The following is a 16,215-nucleotide window of genomic DNA, read 5'->3' as shown; positions in this document are numbered from 1 at the left end:
GTGGGTTGGTTATAAAATTCGTCAGGAGTTCGTCATTAATCGAAAAAATTCATCGCCCCTGAAGGTATCGGTGCGAGAACTGAGCCATCGACCTGGGACAATGGAAACCCTCGATGAAGTTGTACCCGCGCCAAAAGATTTTGGCAATGCTCTCATCGGAGCGGAAGAAGGTACCGACATTGACCTCAATGTCCGACTGGAATCCGTTGTAGATGGTATTCTGGTATCTGGCGTTGCCTCCGTGGATGTACACGGAGAATGTAGCCGTTGCCTTGATTCAATCGACTATGAATTATCAGCCGATGTTCAAGAGCTCTTCGTCTTTGAGAAGGCCCCTGAAGGTGGCCCTGAAGATGAAATTGATGAGCAGTACGCAGTAGAGGACGAAGAAATCGACCTTGAACCAGTATTGCGGGACGCAGTGATTCTACAGCTGCCGTTCCAGCCCGTTTGTCGGGAAACCTGCTTGGGCTTGTGTTCAGAGTGCGGCTTCCGCCTTGAAGATGACCCCGAGCATCACCATGAGGTGCTTGATTCTCGTTGGAACGCCCTAGCCGGGTTGTTCAATGAGGGTGATAAGAACTTATAAGTTATTAAGAGAGAAAAGAGATAGCTGTGGCTGTTCCCAAGCGGAAAATGTCCCGTGCTAACACCCGCGCACGTCGTTCACAGTGGAAGGCATCAGTGCCTCAGCTGGTAAAGACCGTTGAAAACGGTCGCGTGACCTACAGCCTGCCTCACCAGGCTAAGGTTGTTACCGATTCAACCGGTAACGCGCTGTTCTATGAGTACAAGGGCCGCAAGGTCGCTGACGCTTAATCTTTGCGTCAATGACTGACTCTAACAATAGAGCTTTTTTGAAACGTCTCGGTGTCTATATCGACACCGAGACGTTTGTGCTTGCGCTAACTCACCGTTCATACTCCTTTGAAAACGGGGAAATCCCGCACAATGAGCGTCTAGAGTTCTTGGGGGATTCCGTACTGTCTTTGGCCGTCGCCGAAGAGCTGTACCGCCGTTTTCCGGCCGTCCCTGAACGCGAACTTGTGTCACGACATCACGCGGTCGTATCAACTCGTACCCTCGCTCAAATTGCGCGCTCGCTGGAGCTTGGCCCTCATATTCGTTTAGGTAAAGGCGAAAAGCGAAGCGGCGGAGCTGATAAAGATTCAATTTTGGCAGATACTCTCGAAGCTATTTTTGGTGCTGTGTATATGAGCGCCGGACGCGAGCCTGCTCGTGAGTTGGTTCTTCGTCTCACCGGAGATCTGCTGGACGATGAATACGTTTTGGGTGCCGGTGCTGACTGGAAGACCAAGGTGCAGGAGCTTGCCGCATCTTTGTCCAAGGGTGAACCCTCGTACCGTATTACCGGCGTTGGTCCCGACCACGCGCGTCGTTACACAGCCGTACTGGTTATCGACGGTGAGGACATCGTTGCCAGCGGTGGTGAAAGCACTAATAAAAAAGAAGCAGAACGCGAAGCTGCACATCGCGGCTATAAAATTTTGACGCAGGACTAAAAACTTAGCGTCGGGCGGTACAGTTGATGTACCGCCCATTTATTTTTAAAAAAGGTTGTGAGCATGCCCGAATTGCCCGAAGTTGAAACTGTTCGAGCCGGAATCGTTGAGCGTGCCTTAGGTGCTGAAATTGAGAGTGTGGTAGTTCATGATATCCGCTCCATCAGAAGATATGCTGGCGATGCTCACCAGTTTGTAGAAGAGCTCACGGGGGCCGTTATTGTTGATGCTGCCCGACGCGGTAAGTACTTATGGTTGGTGCTTGCACCACGCCACTGTGCGGCAGGTGGAATAGAAAAGATTTCTGATCTTTCACAGATTCCGCCGGCGCTAGTTATTCACTTGGGAATGAGCGGTCAAGTTTTGTTCAAAGACTCTACTTTCGCTGCCGACAAGCACCTGAAGATTACGCTCGGCTTGAAACTCAACGACGGGTCAGCCACGGAACTTAGATTCATTGATCAACGAATTTTTGGCGGTATGTTTTTAGATGAGTGGGTGCACACCACAGATGCGGCGGGGGAGCTTATACCCTCAGCGTCAAGATCTAATCTTGGGCTACCAGTGGTTCCGCGTGCAGTATCGCATATTGCTCGTGATCCCCTTGATCCCAACTTTTCGTATGCAGACTTCCGAACCAAGCTACGTAAAACATCCAGCGGTATTAAGCGACTGCTATTAGATCAATCGGTGATTTCTGGTGTTGGAAATATCTATGCTGATGAGGCTCTATGGCGGGCTAAGCTACATTACAATAAGCCAGCGAAATCGTTGACCGCTGCGCAAAGTAGGACGCTGGTTGATGCGGTCTCAGACGTTATGCAGCAAGCGCTGGTAGCAGGTGGTACGAGCTTTGATGCGCTATACGTCAACGTGAACGGCCAATCGGGTTATTTTGACCGGTCTCTTCACGCTTACGGTCAAGCGGGCAAGCCCTGCGTGCGTTGTTTAGAGGCCGGTAAAACGTCGATAATCGTTCGCGAACCCTTTATGAACCGTAGTTCTTATCGTTGTCCGCGATGCCAGAGAGCACCGCGTCAAGCTCCATAAAGTCAAATAAAGAATAATAAAACTGTGGGTCGGAAAACCGGTAAGGCGTCCGACCCACAGTTATACAAAATGCTCTTTGAGCAGATTATCGCGTGTAACGTCCCGTGTAGAACTGACGCAGGCGTTCGTAACCTTCTTCAATAGAAACGCCAGGCGTCCAATTGAGAAGCTCGCGGGTTTTACGCTGATCAAACCAGTGCGCAGTCGATAGCTGTTCCGCCAAAAAGGCTGTCATGGGCGGTTCATCCTCGCCGGGTTTAATCTCCCAAGCCTTTTCGATGACTTTTCCTGCCGCATAAGCTAGTTTTGCCGGAATGCTCTTGGACGGTGCCTGAACACCAGCAGCTTCGGCAAAGCCAGTAAGCAGCTCAGCGACGGTACGCGGCTGACCATTGGTGACTACCAATGGTTGTCCGTGAATATGCTCAATGCGTTCGTACCCGGCAACAACAGCGTCCACAGCGTTATCGATGTAGACAGTATCAATGAGTCCGGTGCCACCATCAAGAAGTGGCAGACGCCCGGCGGCGCTACGCTCAATCAGACGTTCTACCAACTGGGTATCACCGGGACCCCAGATAAGATGCGGACGCAAAACGCCAACGCGGAAGTCTGCAGCATCAGATTCTAGAGCTAGTTGCTCAGCGTACGCTTTAGACCGTGCGTAATTGCCGCGGGCGTGTTCAGGGCTAGCAGCGGTGTTGCCTTCACCCACCAATGAGGAACCTGCGTGAGCAACAGACGGTGAAGAGACGTAAATAAACTTCTTCACACCGTGTTGTTTAGCGGTCTCAATCACGGTGCGTGTTCCCACGATATTTGCTTCAACGTAATCGTCCCACGCGCCAGAAACCGATACCTTAGCCGCGATATGGATGATTCCGTCAACGTCCTGCATAGCGCTGTCAACGGTTGCAGCATCAGATACAGAGCCGCGAACCTGGCTAACGCGGGATACTACAGAGGCAGGAAGCAGCGACTCTAGCTGAGCGTCCGAGCGTTGAAGCACACGAACCTGATAACCGTCGCGCAACAGCTTGAGAGCTACTTCGCGGCCGAGCATACCTGATGCGCCGGTCACCAACACGCGTTCATTGCGTTCTTTCGCGAATGAATTCTCGCTCAGCGGATGCTGTGAAAAAGCAGTCATTACTTCAACTTCGCTTTCTTACCGGTCAAGGTTTTCTCTGCCCACTGCGCAAGAGCGGGGCGATCAATCTTTGAGTTGTGACGGACATCGGTAGGGTGCTCATCAACGACGAGCACAGCGGATAGTTCAATACCGGTCGTCGATAGAACATGCTGACGGATGCGCTGTGTCAGGCCGAACGGGGCCTGGCCGGCCTTGGTCTTTTCAACAGTCTCGATGACCGCAACCGGGGTTGCTACTGATACGGGACCAACGCTCACAACAGCAGCGCGCTTGACGCCTTCGACTTCTTCAGTAGCTAGCTCGGCAGCGACGGGAGTGAGAACACCGGCTGACGTCACCATCACGTGAGTCAGGCGTCCTTCTACCCACAGGCGTCCTGAAGCATCGAAATGACCGATATCACCGGTGCGGTGCCAGCCGGGGTTCTGAATAGAAACTTCTTCTGTAACCCACAAGGTATCGTAACGGTCTTTCACGTGCGGGGCACTGACCATAATCTCGCCGGTAATACCGGCCTCGGTGGTCGGGGTTCCTGTGGCTTCACCGCGAGAATCCAGGGGAGCCACAAGAATCTGAGCACCGTATACAGGGGTTCCAACGCATACACCATTGCCAGCACCGGGCACTGAGGTCTCAGCATCTTGTTGGGCTTCACGAATACTCTGGAAATCAACATCGGTTACCGGTAGAGCCTCAGTCATGCCGTAAGGGGTATGCAATGATGCGTTGGGCAAAATTGCGCTGACCTTCTCTAGCAGAGGCATGGGAATGGGCGCGCCTGCTGAAAGCAACAGGTCTATGTTCTTCAAGGCTGAGCGTTGCTCTTTGTTCAGATTAGAAGACGTAGCCACCACGTTCACTAGTGCAGCGGGAGATGCAAAGATTGCGGTTGCTTGGATAGCATGAGCTGCCGATGCGAGCGCCGAAGCAGAGAGCGTTTTGGGCTTGGTGACATCCATCTTCGGAGTGACGGAGGTACAACCCAACGCTGGCCCGAGCAGAGCAAACGGAGCGAAGCCTGCGACTAGACCGGTGCCAGCAGTAAGGGAATAGGTGTTTTTGATGGTGTCGCGCATTCCTGCCATCTGACGATGCGTGTATACAACACCCTTTGCCGGTCCCGTAGAGCCGGAGGTGTAGAGGACTGCTGCATCGGCGTCAGGATCAACCTGCTCAATCTCAAACATCGCGGTCGGCGCAAAATCTGTAACCGAAGCAATAGCACCAAGAGCCTTCAATGCAGGTGCGGGAAGCTTATCGGCGCTGATGCGCTTGCCAGGCCAGCCCAAGGTCTTTGCCGCGACCAGCGCGGTTTTGATGCCCACAATGTAGTCCGGTTGAGCACCTTTGAGTGCACGGGTGAGTCCCTTAGCTCCCAAACCGGTATCGGCAACGACGATCACAGCGCCGATTTTCAGGCATGCGTAGAGCAAAGCTGTCAGTTTAGATCCGGGAGGAACCATCAGATTGATGCGGTCGCCACGTTTCACGCCCAGCTGGGTAAGACCGTAAGCGATGCGGTTGACCTCAGCGGCTAGGTCAGCCCAGCTGAGACGAGCAACCGCGGAACTGCCGTCGCCACCCATATCAATGACAGCGAGGCTTGAGTCGTTGGATCGCGAGAATAGCTCGGCAATCATGGGGGAGTACTCGGTGGTGAGTCCCTGATGCAGCCGTGCGCGTTCTTCGGTGTGCAACTGACGTGCGGTTTTTTCGTTCACAAAATTCTGGGTGAGCCAGTTGAGTGCAGGAGTAGCAATATCTTCATCTTCAGCTACAAGGTGCGAGGCGTTTTCATAGCGGTGAACCTGGGCCTGCGGCATACGGCGCATAAGATCCATCATGTATTTGCGCTGGAACACCGGGTCTTTAGTGCCCCATTGGAAGAAAGCGGGAACGTTGAGTTCTTTGATGCCTTCAGCAATACGCACCATGTGCGGGTGGGAGGCGGTTTCGGGGCCGAAGGGAATATCTCCGACAAAATTCTGGATGGCAGCGCGACGCTCTTCAGTTTTGTAGGGAGCTCGATAGGTTGCTCGAATATCAGAATCGAGACCACCCTGCACAAGACCTAGCGTGACGTCCAAGAACGCAGTGGTCTTTGAGGTGGCAACAGGATGGACCTTAGGAGCCAGGGCCAAACGTAAGGCTGAGGGCAGATTCTCACGGTGATCGTGAAAGACGCCGGTGTTGGTGAGCATGACGCCGTTGACGAGCTCGCGGTGCTCAAGCGCCCAACCCAGTGAGATCAGCCCACCCCAGTCATGCGCCATGGTCACTACAGGTTTGTCGGTTGAATTCAGGCCTACCGCAGCAGAAAAATCTGAGAGGTCGCGGACGCGGTCAGCTAAGCTGCGAACGGTTCCCGTTCGTTCTGAAAAGCCCATATCGATCTGATCAACTGCAATCACGCGCCAGGGGTGCTCCGCTTGGGTTGCTGCTGAAAGAACGGAGCGCCACAGATAAGACCACGTGGGATTACCGTGCACACAAAAAACAGTGCCCACGTAATCGCGTGAACCGAGTGCATCAATATTATCGAGGTAATGCCACGTGCGGGTGGTGCCAGCCTTCTCAACGGGCGCAGTGGATGCCACCTCAAGAGTTTTCGACCAGAGGGGGTCTACTCCGGGCCAAGTGGCAGGATCAAAAGTTACGGTTGCCATCAAAATACTTTCTTAACGGTAGAAGGACGCGCTTTTGACGGCGCGTCCTTAGTGAGAAAACTTGATTACCAAATAATTTCCATGAGAGCGGTGTTCAAACCGGAGCCAACACCGAGGCACAGGATGCGATCGCCCTTGGAATACCCCGCAGCTTCTTCTGCTAGCGTCATCGGGAGTGCAGCGGACGCCACGTTACCCCAGACAGGGAAGGTCAGCGGAAGTTTACTGCGGTCCAAATCAACGGCTTCAATAATGGCGTTGGTGTGCGCGTTTGAAACCTGGTGGGTCACGATGGAGTCCATGTTTGACCAGTCCCAGCCGTTTTCCTGAGCTTCCTTCCATGCTTCAGCAACCAGTTGCAGACCGTGCTTCAACAGACCGGCAGCATCGGTATTCATGCCCTGATCAGCCTCACCACCAATGCACAAATCGCGGTGTTCAGTACCTGCGCGAGAAACAGTGCCGACAATCTTATGAGCATCGGGATGCAAATCGGTAGGACCAATAATTGCCGCCGCAGCACCAGAACCCAAAGTGAGTGAAGCAAACTGGGCAAGAACATCGTCACGGGTAGTTTCAGGGTTATTCAGGATGCGCAAAGCGGTACGGTGCCACGGTGAAGGGTCTTCCCCAGAAACGATCAGAGCATACTTGATAGCGCCAGCATCAATCATTGAAGAAGCCACGGTAATGGCGTTCACAAAGCCTAGGCATGCGTTGGTGATATCGAAATCTAGAGCGTGACGCGGCAGTCCCAAACGGTCATGAATACCCACTGCAACTGCAGGCTCAAGGTTGTCACGAGTGACCGAAGCATTGATAATCAGACCAATCTGATCTTTGTCGATACCCGCACGCGCAATAGCTTTTTCAGCAGCCGCTACAACGCCGTTTTCAAAGTGCATACCCTCGGGCCATGCGCGACGCTCTTTAATGCCCGCCAAGCGTTCAAGTAGGCCTTTGGGAAGTCCCAAACGCTTATAGGTGTCAGACAGCTCATCTTCGAAGTATGAAGAGGGCACCACCTTCGAGGGGATTTCATTTGCAATTGAAATCAGCGATGCGTTCGCGTGTCGAATATCTGAGTTTCTGGTCAATCTATTGGAGCTTTCGTACCTGGAATATCGGTGTTCACTTCTCGTCTAATGAGTGAACAGAATAAGAATGTATGCACATCTGGCAGTACACAATTACCTAAGATTCTAATACTTTAGTCAAAGCCTACTGGGTATTTCACTGATGGGGCAATATCACAGTGTTTTGTATTGCTACGTGGTCATTGATGTGACACTTGCAGGAGCCGTAATCGACAGAGCGAGTTAGCGACCTGCGGTACTCTGGGTACTACTTGCTTATTGATACCGATTGGGGAAGTTCTTTCGTGCACCTGACCTCGCTCACCATTCGCGGATTCAAATCATTCGCATCTGCAACTACCTTCACTTTTGACCGGGGCATGAGTGCGATTGTTGGCCCTAACGGTTCGGGCAAATCAAACGTTGTGGACGCGCTTTCCTGGGTGCTGGGTGAGCAAGGCACCAAAAATTTGCGTGGCGGTTCGATGCAGGACGTAATCTTCGCGGGTGCCGGCCAGCGCTCTGCTTTGGGACGCGCGAAAGTGAGTGTCACTTTCGATAACTCAGATGGAGAACTCGATGCTCCGTATTCAGAGGTGGAGATTTCTCGCACCATGTTCCGGACAGGTGGCTCTGAGTACGAAATTAACGGCGAACCAGCCCGCCTAGCTGATATTCAAGAACTGCTGTCAGGAGCAGGTTTAGGTAAAAACCTTCATGTTTTGGTCGGGCAGGGGCAACTCGATCAACTGCTCTACGCCTCGGCAGAACAGCGACGCGTCCTACTTGAAGAAGCTGCAGGAATTAACAGACACCGTCGTCGCCAGGATAAAACCGCGCGCAAACTAGAGTCCATGCGCGAAAACCTCACTCGCGTCGAAGATCTAGTCAAAGAACTCGAGCACCAGCTAGAACCTTTAAGTGAACAAGCAGAATCAGCACGCGAAGCCTCCAAAATTCAGGCAGGAATCCGTGAACTGCAATCTGTACAACTTGCAGTTGACATCAAAAATCTTTCTCAGGACATCGAGAGAATTTCGGAGCAACAGGCACAAGCCCACGATGTTTTTGAACAGCTAACGGCTGAGGACAAAACTGCTCAAGAAAACAGCGGCGTCTTTAGAAAAACGTTCTCTGAAGCGCAAGAGATAGAACGTTCCATTGAGAACAGACTGCAAAAAATCTCAGCTTTAGAATCTCAAATCGCAGGACTTATTGATTTAGCCCATGAACGCTCAACGCGCTCAGAAATTGATATCACGCCTTATCAGCGGGCGCTGGCGAGCGCTCGCGCACGTGTGAATCAAGCGCAGCAGGACGCTTCGGATCTGAGTGCACACAAAGTACTCGTAGCTGAGCAAGTCTTTGTCGCGGGTATAAAGCAGCAGGTCGCGGCGGAAGATTATGACAAAGCGTCTCAAGCAGTGCGTAGTGTTCACAAGCAGATTCAGGCAGAGCGTCAACGCAAGGCGGAGCTTACAGAGGAACTAGCTGCTCACCGGGCACGCGCAACGCGAGCGGAGGCAGAGGCTCAAGAACGCGGTCAAGAACTAGATGAAATTATCGAATTGAAGTCTAATGCGACCGCGATTCTTCAAGAACACCGCTCAGCTCTCCAGGACGCTAAAAATAAGGTTCGTCAAACGCAAGAGCAGCATGAGAGCGTTCAAAAGCGCCGTTCATCTGCGCGTCAGAATCTTGAGAGGGCTCGCACTGAGCATGCAAAAATCACTACTTTAGAGGCGACCCACATCGCTGAAAAAGCTACCCTTCACCGTGCCCTAGCTAGTAAAGCATCGCAGGACGCCCCGGCTAAAGCGCAGCAGCTTTTCAAACGATTCAGCGTCGAAGACGGGTGGGATGAGGCTGTTGCCGTAGCTTTAGGCGATATTGCCGAAGCCTATGTGGTCGAACGTCAGACAGTACGTACCGCCGGAAAAGTCACAGAGGTATCTGTCGTCTTCAGCCCTTCGGCGCATTCTTCGCTACCTGATTGTGCAGAGAAAAACGTCAGGCCAATTCTTGAGGTCATTGACGCCGACGCAGATGCCGAGCCTATTGTTCGCGCTGCACTGGGGTACTATGTTGTGACAGAAAATATCGAGGACGCTCATTCCTTCGTGGAGAAAAACACCGGATTCGTGGCGGTTACCCGTGCAGGTGTCAGAATCAGCAACTGGTCGGTGATTTACCCCCGTGCTGCTAGCTCTGCGGTGCAACTGCAGCACGATTTTGAAAAGGTGTCTCAGCAACTGGAGAACATTCAGCGTCGGGTGCTGGAATCGAGTGAAACAGTGCAGGCCGCCGAGAAAACTCTGGCTGACGCTCGCACCGAGGAAAAAGAAGTGCTTCGCCACCTCGGCGCGGCACGAGGTGAAGCTGAAAAATTACACCGCGAGACTGCCGCCTTCGAATCGCGTCTGGCGACTCTTGAAAGCCACATTAAGCGGCAGAGTCATTTGGTAGAGACTGCCCAGCAGCGCGTAAAGGACGCTCAGCGAGAGCTGAAAACAACACTCGATTTGATCGGTCAGCAGCGACCTGTCGACCGCGATATAAGCGCACTTGAAAAGCGTCAAAACCAGGTTCAGCAACGAGTCAACCGCGTCCAGTCTGTGCTTGATGCCGCTACCAGTCGCGCGCAAGCATCCGAAGAAAGTCTCACACGCGCCAAAAAGGGTCTCCAAACGAGTAACCAAGAGCTGAATCAAGCTCTAGGTGAGTTCAACCGGGCGTTGCAGCGTCAAGAGCTCGGTGAGCAGAGGGCGCACAAAGCCCGGGTGGCTAAAAAGAAAGCTATCCTGCTTCAACAAGCGTTAAAAACAGCTCACAAACATGAAGAAGATGCGCTGGTACACGCGCAAAAGAAACTAGCAGACCTAGCCAAACAACAAGAACGCAAAACTTCCGAAAAGACTATCCTACAAGCCCAGCTATCATCGCTCTCAACGCAGGTTTCAGAGTACAAAATTCAACACGCTCGCCTAGAAACCAGGTATGAAGACCTGAGCCAGAAATCCTTAGAGATTTCAGGTAAAACAGCCAGCCAGCTCGTTGAACGCTATGAAGAGCACCTTGAAAACTATGACAGCGACCAGACTCTGCTGACCCTTGAAAAGCTGACTCAACAGTTACAGAATCTAGGGGCGGTAAACCCCCTGGCGCTTGAGGAGTATGAAGCCCTTCAAGAACGCCACAGGTTCATGAACGAGCAGTTAAATGACCTCAAATCATCACGTGCTGATCTGCGTGCCATTATGAAGGACGTCAATACGCATATTGCCACGCTCTTTGAATCTGTTTTCACCGAGGTTAAAAACAATTACGAGGTGATTTTTCCGCGTCTTTTCCCAGGAGGCGAAGGCACCCTCGTCCTCACCGACCCCACCAACTTACTAGACACAGGCATCGAAGTTCACGCGCGTCCAGCAGGTAAAAAGGTCAAGCGTCTATCGTTGCTGTCTGGTGGCGAGAGGTCGCTGGCATCGTTGGCGCTTTTAATTGCAATCTTTATGGCTCGTCCCGCCCCGTTTTATGTGCTGGATGAGGTTGAGGCAGCTCTTGATGACCGCAATCTTTCACGCCTGTTGGATATCCTCAAGGAGCTTTCACAGCAATCACAGCTGGTGATGGTGACGCATAAAACCCGCACGATGGAAGCTGCGGAAGTCCTCTACGGAATCGCTATGCACGACGGCGTCAGCACTGTAGTTAGCCAGAGAATCGAACAGCTCAGAGAACTGCTGGCATAGCTGTACCGCCCTTAGCCCTAAGTTTTATTTTAAAAAAGTGCCCCAAGAACACCTTGGGGCACTTTTTAGTGAGATGAGGACGCTTAGCGGCCGGTATATTCTTCGTCCGCCAGATCAGCGGGGTAGCTAGGGCGCATGGCGGGTAACCAGAGTACCGACGTCAAAATCATGAGCGCACCCGATACACCAAATGCCCAGCCGAAGCCCGCCGCATCGGCGATAGCGCCGGCTAAGATTGGACCAACAATCTGCCCAACATCAGAAAACATCTGAGAGGACGCCAGCACCGAACCGCCGGAGCGCTTGTTGCCGATAATATCCGCAATGGACGCCTGCATCGCGGGCGCCAAAATGCCGGTGCCGATACCGGTGACCACAGACAGGCCAACAAACCAGATCGGATGCGAAGCGAAGCCAAAGAAAATTGTGCTGATACCAGCAATGATGAGCCCGGCAAATACAAAGGGGCGACGTCCGGAACGGTCACTAAATTTTCCGGCAATATTCTGTGCAAACGCGTTACCTACGGCGTATGCAGCCATCGCAAAACCCGCCAAGAAAGCGGCCTGGTTATCAACGTTGACGCCTTCGCCAGAGACCATCGTCATGACTGAAATAGCTGCCAAAGGAATCAGCGAGACACGAATGCCCAAGGCAACCCAGCCAACAGCAAAGTTACCTGCGAGCGCTGCCCGATAGTTACTGAATTTTAAAGCATTCCGGAAGGTGAGCGGTGGGTTCACCTGCGCACGCATCATGGTGGTGGTCATGCCGGTATCTTTGAGTCGCAAAAACAGTACGGCGGATGCGGCAAAGAGCAAAACGGCGTATGCGACAAAGGGTACTCGCATGCCCAGGGGTGTAGCCAACGCACCCGCGACAGGACCCAAAATGTTACCCAGCAAAAATGATGTTGCGTAGTAACCGCTGACGCGTCCGCGAATAGTCGGGGGAGAGAGACGAACCAGCAAACCCATTGCTGAAACCGAGAACATGACTGATCCGACGCCGCCAAAGGCTCTGGCTGCGAGCAAAAACCAGATGTTAGGCGCAAAGGCTGTGGCAAGAGAGCCAACAGCAACAATCAAAAGTCCTGCGATGTAGACGGGACGTTCCGTGAACTTTTCAATAAGCTTGCCAGCGCCGGGAGCGAAGAGCAGACGGGTAAAGGCAAAAATCGAGATAACAACACCGGCAATTGCGGTGCCCACATTGAAGCTTGTGGCATAGCGGGGGAGAACCGGTGCGATGAGACCAAACCCGAGTGCAATAAGGAATGATGCAACAATCATTACCTTGATCTGCTCGGGGACTTTTGGTTTTTCTACTGACGGGGGAGCCGTTGCCTCTTCTGAAGCGATAACCGGCAGTAGCCCGGTTTCGGGTGCGATTGAGTTGATAACTCCCGTTTTGGGGTCTTGTTCATAGCCTGACATAGTGACAATCTGTGTGGGTTCGTTACGTATCTTCTGACATCTTTTAACATTCAAGTATGTAAAAAATATTCCTCAAGTAAAGCGGGGTTTATTTATAAGGGTCTCAAGTCCTGCGTCGATCTTTGCCCATTCCTAATGGAGGGGTTGCAGTAAGCGAGCTTACGTTTTGTCTCTGATCTCAGTTGTGATGAGCTCACGGCTAGAAAACCCACATGCCAAAACTAATTTGTGGCAAGCTAGAGAACATGAATGATACTTTGACGCTTATTTTGTACATTGTGCTTGGCGTCGCTGTTTTGGTGGGTTTGGCTACTGTGCTGATGCGCGGTCCCAAGGCCCCTCCAGGCGGCTACTCAAGCACCCGAGATGCTAATGATCCTGCTGACGGTAAGCCTTCGGTAGATTCACCTGCTCCGGTAGCTGGGCGTCTGGTTCGACTGCGAGAACGCTTGGCTCGTTCCAACAATATGCTGGGCAAGGGGCTTTTAGCGCTACTTTCTCGCGACAAAATCGATCAGGACGTCTGGGACGAGGTCGAAGAAACCTTGCTCATGGCTGACCTCGGTTCAGAGCCGTCCATGCGTCTTGTGGAGGCTTTGCAATCTCGAGTCCGTGTAGAAGGAACCGAAGACCCGGCACACGTGAAGCAGATGTTGCGTGAGGAACTTTTGAAGGTTGTTAACCCCGACCTTGACCGTTCTTTGAAGCTCGATGGTGCTGACGGTAATCCCGGCGTTGTTTTGGTGGTTGGCGTCAACGGCGTAGGTAAAACTACGACCGTTGGCAAACTGGCACGCGTCATGGTCGCTGAAGATAAGCAGCTGTTGCTCGGTGCAGCAGATACCTTCCGTGCGGCGGCAGCTGATCAGCTACAGACCTGGGGCAACCGTGTTGGTGTTGAAACCGTCCGTAGCGAGAAGGACGGTGCTGATCCCGCGTCCGTGGCCTTCGAAACTATCAAGGAAGGTAAACAGCGTGGTGTTGATACCGTCATGATTGATACCGCAGGACGCTTGCAGAACAAGGCTGGTCTTATGGATCAGCTGGGCAAGATTAAGCGTGTTGTCGAAAAAGAAGCACCCGTTACCGAAGTTCTGTTGGTAATTGATGCGACGACCGGCCAGAACGGTATGGTACAGGCAAAGGTTTTCGCTGAAGTTGTCGATATTACCGGTATTGTTCTGACCAAGCTTGATGGAACAGCGAAGGGCGGCATCGTGGTTGCCATTCAGGAAACTCTGGGCGTTCCGGTCAAACTCGTTGGCTTGGGTGAGGGCCCGGATGATTTGGCTCCGTTTGATGCTGAAGGTTTTGTGGACGCACTTATTGACTAGATCAATAGCTGTTTGATTCACCTACCTGTGCAAGGGGTGGCACTTCTTTTGAAGTGCCACCCCTTTTTGTGTTTGCGGTGCAATAAGTCAGCGGTAACTGGTGCTGGCGTAACGTATTTCTAACCTCTGTAACACCGCTGAAACGTGCTGATACACAACTGCAACACTGAACATGCATCAGTAACCTGAGCGTTACGTACCGGCGTAGAAACCGAAACACTGCTCCCGTTGAATAGAGACATCACATACGCACTACAACGAAAACGGGGATGATATGGAACTGTCTGCCGAGAACGTGTGGAGTATTGTTGCATCGGCAATGGTGCTATTGATGACGCCTGGTCTTGCTTTTTTCTATAGCGGAATGACCCGCGCCAAAGCCGCATTGAACATGATGATGATGTCTTTTATCGCGATGGGATTGGTCGGGGTTATCTGGGTGCTGTGGGGTTATTCTATGAGCATCGAACCGGCGCTGATTCCTGAAATTGTGGGTTCGCCTTTTTCTAATTTCGGGGTGATGCAACTGCTCCATGATTCGCCTGAACAACTATTGACGGTGGGTTTTAGCTCAACCTTCGCCATTATTGCTGTGGCCATTATTTCTGGGTCTGTAGCTGATCGCGCTAAATTTAGTGCCTGGATAGCATTTGTTCCATTGTGGATTACTTTGGTGTACTGTCCGCTTGCGTTTATGGTGTGGGGTGGTGGGCTCTTCTCAGATGAAGGTCTTATCGGCTCGGTATTTGGTGAAGCTATTGATTTTGCGGGCGGTTTGGTCATTCACATTAACGCGGGTGTTGCGGGTTTGGTTCTCGCGGTGATTCTTGGTGCACGTCAGGGGTTCGGCAAAGATCCTAACCATCGACCGCACAACTTACCGTTCGTGATGCTTGGTGCGGCTGTGCTGTGGTTTGGATGGTTCGGCTTCAACGCGGGTGCAGCAGATAGCGTAGTGCAGACCGGTCTGATTTGGACTAATACCTTAGTAACACCCGGGGCCGCAATGCTGGGTTGGACAGCGCTCGAACGTTTCCGCGATGGTCATGCGACCTCGCTGGGCGGCGCATCCGGTATCGTGGCGGGATTAGTGGCAATTACTCCTGCATGCGCAAATATTGCCCCAATTTGGGCAATCGTGCTGGGGCTGATATCCGGTGTAGCTTCGGCGTACGCGGTGGGTGTGAAGTACAAGTGGGGTTACGATGATTCCCTGGATGTTGTGGGCGTACACCTTGTATCTGGAATTATTGGCACCTTAGCGCTGGGCTTTGTTGCTACCCCAGACACTGGACAAGCTGGACTTTTCTACGGCGGGGGTTTTGGATTGTTAGTAACCCAGACGGTAGCTACTATTCTTTCGATGATTTTCTCGGCTGTCATGACGCTTGCGATTGCGTACCTGGTTCATCGCACCATTGGATTCCGCGTGAGTGAAAAGCAGGAAATTCAAGGAATTGATTTGGCGCAGCACGCTGAAACAGCCTATTCATTTGTACCCGGTACGTCGGGTAATTTTTTGAAGAGTCTAGGGGAGTAGCCCATGAAACTGATCACCGCTTTGATTCAGCCAGAAAAATTTCAGGAAATTCATGCTGAGCTGGAGGCCTTCGGGGTTTCGGGCATGACAGTGACTGAAGCATCTGGTTATGGAAAACAACGTGGCCATGTTGAGGTCTATCGCGGTCAGGAGTTCACCGTGAGTCTGCTTCCAAAGGTTCGGTTGGAAATCGTGACCACCGAGCAGAGGGCTCAGGATATTGTTGAAATCATTATTGCAGCAGCAAATACAGGTTTACCGGGCGACGGAAAGATCTGGATTTCAACAGTTGATGAGGTGATTAGAATCCGTACGGGGGAGCGAGGTAGCGCAGCCCTTTAGGTGCTGATTCTTCTGGTGCAAGGACGCGGGTGCTGAGGCGCTCGCGTCCTTTTGCGTTGAAATAGGGGATGAAGGGGTAGCTGAAATTTTGTGTCTAAAGTGTTTAGATAGAAGAGTAAAAACTTTACTCGTAAAATAAATAAGGGGTGTTATGATGGCAAGTTATTCAATGGTGAACGCGTCGATTGATGATTTTGAGGCTATATCGTCGCTCTTGCAAGCAGCCAAAAGAGGGGGACTTGCCCCATCTCAACGTATCAAGCTGGGCTACGTGCAAGGAGATATGTCCTTGGGGCTCGTACGGCGACGGTTTGAACGGGGGGGGGGGGGGGGGGCCGCGCGC

12 protein-coding genes are annotated in these 16,215 nt (G+C 52.2%); 8 read left to right on the top strand and 4 right to left on the bottom strand.

The genetic code is table 11. The annotated features are described in order from the left end of the window. The first annotated feature begins 100 nt into the window (after nt 1-100). The 4 genes from HF984_RS00060 (at nt 101) to mutM (ending at nt 2,573) form a co-directional block, all read left to right on the top strand. Nucleotides 101-589, top strand: a complete 489-nt coding sequence (locus HF984_RS00060; RefSeq protein WP_190725239.1) for a YceD family protein — start codon at nt 101-103, stop codon at nt 587-589. Between the two features lie 26 nt (nt 590-615). Next, entirely contained in the window at nt 616-819 is a 204-nt protein-coding gene (rpmF, locus tag HF984_RS00055) for a 50S ribosomal protein L32 (protein ID WP_168613645.1), read from the top strand. Between the two features lie 11 nt (nt 820-830). Next, on the top strand, nt 831-1,523 hold the full coding sequence (rnc, locus tag HF984_RS00050) for a ribonuclease III (protein WP_168613644.1): 693 nt from the start codon (nt 831-833) through the stop codon (nt 1,521-1,523). A gap of 63 nt (nt 1,524-1,586) precedes the next feature. After that, a complete protein-coding gene (gene mutM, locus HF984_RS00045) occupies nt 1,587-2,573 on the top strand; it encodes a bifunctional DNA-formamidopyrimidine glycosylase/DNA-(apurinic or apyrimidinic site) lyase (protein WP_168613643.1) in 987 nt (328 codons plus the stop codon). A gap of 85 nt (nt 2,574-2,658) precedes the next feature. On the opposite strand, the gene HF984_RS00040 is transcribed toward mutM, so the two are convergent. The 3 genes from HF984_RS00040 to HF984_RS00030 form a co-directional block, all read right to left on the bottom strand. Continuing rightward, nucleotides 2,659-3,723: an NAD-dependent epimerase/dehydratase family protein gene (locus HF984_RS00040; RefSeq protein WP_168613642.1), complete on the bottom strand. Its 1,065-nt coding sequence runs from the start codon at nt 3,721-3,723 to the stop codon at nt 2,659-2,661. After that, on the bottom strand, nt 3,723-6,392 hold the full coding sequence (locus HF984_RS00035) for an alpha/beta fold hydrolase (RefSeq protein ID WP_168613641.1): 2,670 nt from the start codon (nt 6,390-6,392) through the stop codon (nt 3,723-3,725). The genes HF984_RS00040 and HF984_RS00035 overlap by 1 nt, the downstream gene beginning before the upstream one ends. Nucleotides 6,393-6,457: 65 nt before the next feature. After that, the gene (locus HF984_RS00030) at nt 6,458-7,489 is read right to left on the bottom strand and encodes a 3-oxoacyl-ACP synthase III (RefSeq protein WP_168613640.1); all 1,032 of its coding nucleotides are present in this window, start codon (nt 7,487-7,489) and stop codon (nt 6,458-6,460) included. A gap of 284 nt (nt 7,490-7,773) precedes the next feature. On the opposite strand from HF984_RS00030, the gene smc reads away from it, so the two are divergent. Continuing rightward, a complete protein-coding gene (gene smc / locus HF984_RS00025; RefSeq protein WP_168613639.1) occupies nt 7,774-11,220 on the top strand; it encodes a chromosome segregation protein SMC in 3,447 nt (1,148 codons plus the stop codon). Between the two features lie 83 nt (nt 11,221-11,303). Here the strand turns inward: smc and HF984_RS00020 are convergent, their stop codons facing one another. Next, nucleotides 11,304-12,656, bottom strand: a complete 1,353-nt coding sequence (locus HF984_RS00020; RefSeq protein ID WP_168613638.1) for an MFS transporter — start codon at nt 12,654-12,656, stop codon at nt 11,304-11,306. A gap of 245 nt (nt 12,657-12,901) precedes the next feature. On the opposite strand from HF984_RS00020, the gene ftsY reads away from it, so the two are divergent. From ftsY to HF984_RS00005, 3 genes are all read left to right on the top strand, one after another. Beyond that, nucleotides 12,902-13,990 (top strand): signal recognition particle-docking protein FtsY, encoded by a 1,089-nt coding sequence (gene ftsY / locus HF984_RS00015; RefSeq protein WP_168613637.1) that lies wholly within the window; start codon nt 12,902-12,904, stop codon nt 13,988-13,990. 274 nt (nt 13,991-14,264) lie between these two features. Beyond that, a complete protein-coding gene (locus HF984_RS00010) occupies nt 14,265-15,530 on the top strand; it encodes an ammonium transporter (protein WP_168613636.1) in 1,266 nt (421 codons plus the stop codon). Between the two features lie 3 nt (nt 15,531-15,533). Further along, on the top strand, nt 15,534-15,872 hold the full coding sequence (locus HF984_RS00005) for a P-II family nitrogen regulator (protein ID WP_168613635.1): 339 nt from the start codon (nt 15,534-15,536) through the stop codon (nt 15,870-15,872). Nucleotides 15,873-16,215 lie beyond the last annotated feature (343 nt).

This window comes from Rothia terrae (assembly GCF_012396615.1).
Taxonomy (GTDB): Bacteria; Actinomycetota; Actinomycetes; order Actinomycetales; family Micrococcaceae; genus Rothia; species Rothia terrae.
The sequence above is the reverse complement of the archived record's forward strand: the minus strand, read 5'-3'. Positions and strand labels throughout refer to the sequence as shown.

What these genes read in the sequence shown, in the direction of transcription:
- HF984_RS00040 (WP_168613642.1), bottom strand. Translation starts at nt 3,723, where the DNA reads ATGACTGCTTTTTCACAGCATCCGCTGAGCGAGAATTCATTCGCGAAA.
- mutM (WP_168613643.1), top strand. Translation starts at nt 1,587, where the DNA reads ATGCCCGAATTGCCCGAAGTTGAAACTGTTCGAGCCGGAATCGTTGAG.
- HF984_RS00005 (WP_168613635.1), top strand. Translation starts at nt 15,534, where the DNA reads ATGAAACTGATCACCGCTTTGATTCAGCCAGAAAAATTTCAGGAAATT.
- rnc (WP_168613644.1), top strand. Translation starts at nt 831, where the DNA reads ATGACTGACTCTAACAATAGAGCTTTTTTGAAACGTCTCGGTGTCTAT.
- ftsY (WP_168613637.1), top strand. Translation starts at nt 12,902, where the DNA reads ATGAATGATACTTTGACGCTTATTTTGTACATTGTGCTTGGCGTCGCT.
- HF984_RS00060 (WP_190725239.1), top strand. Translation starts at nt 101, where the DNA reads ATGGAAACCCTCGATGAAGTTGTACCCGCGCCAAAAGATTTTGGCAAT.
- HF984_RS00035 (WP_168613641.1), bottom strand. Translation starts at nt 6,392, where the DNA reads ATGGCAACCGTAACTTTTGATCCTGCCACTTGGCCCGGAGTAGACCCC.
- HF984_RS00010 (WP_168613636.1), top strand. Translation starts at nt 14,265, where the DNA reads ATGGAACTGTCTGCCGAGAACGTGTGGAGTATTGTTGCATCGGCAATG.
- HF984_RS00020 (WP_168613638.1), bottom strand. Translation starts at nt 12,656, where the DNA reads ATGTCAGGCTATGAACAAGACCCCAAAACGGGAGTTATCAACTCAATC.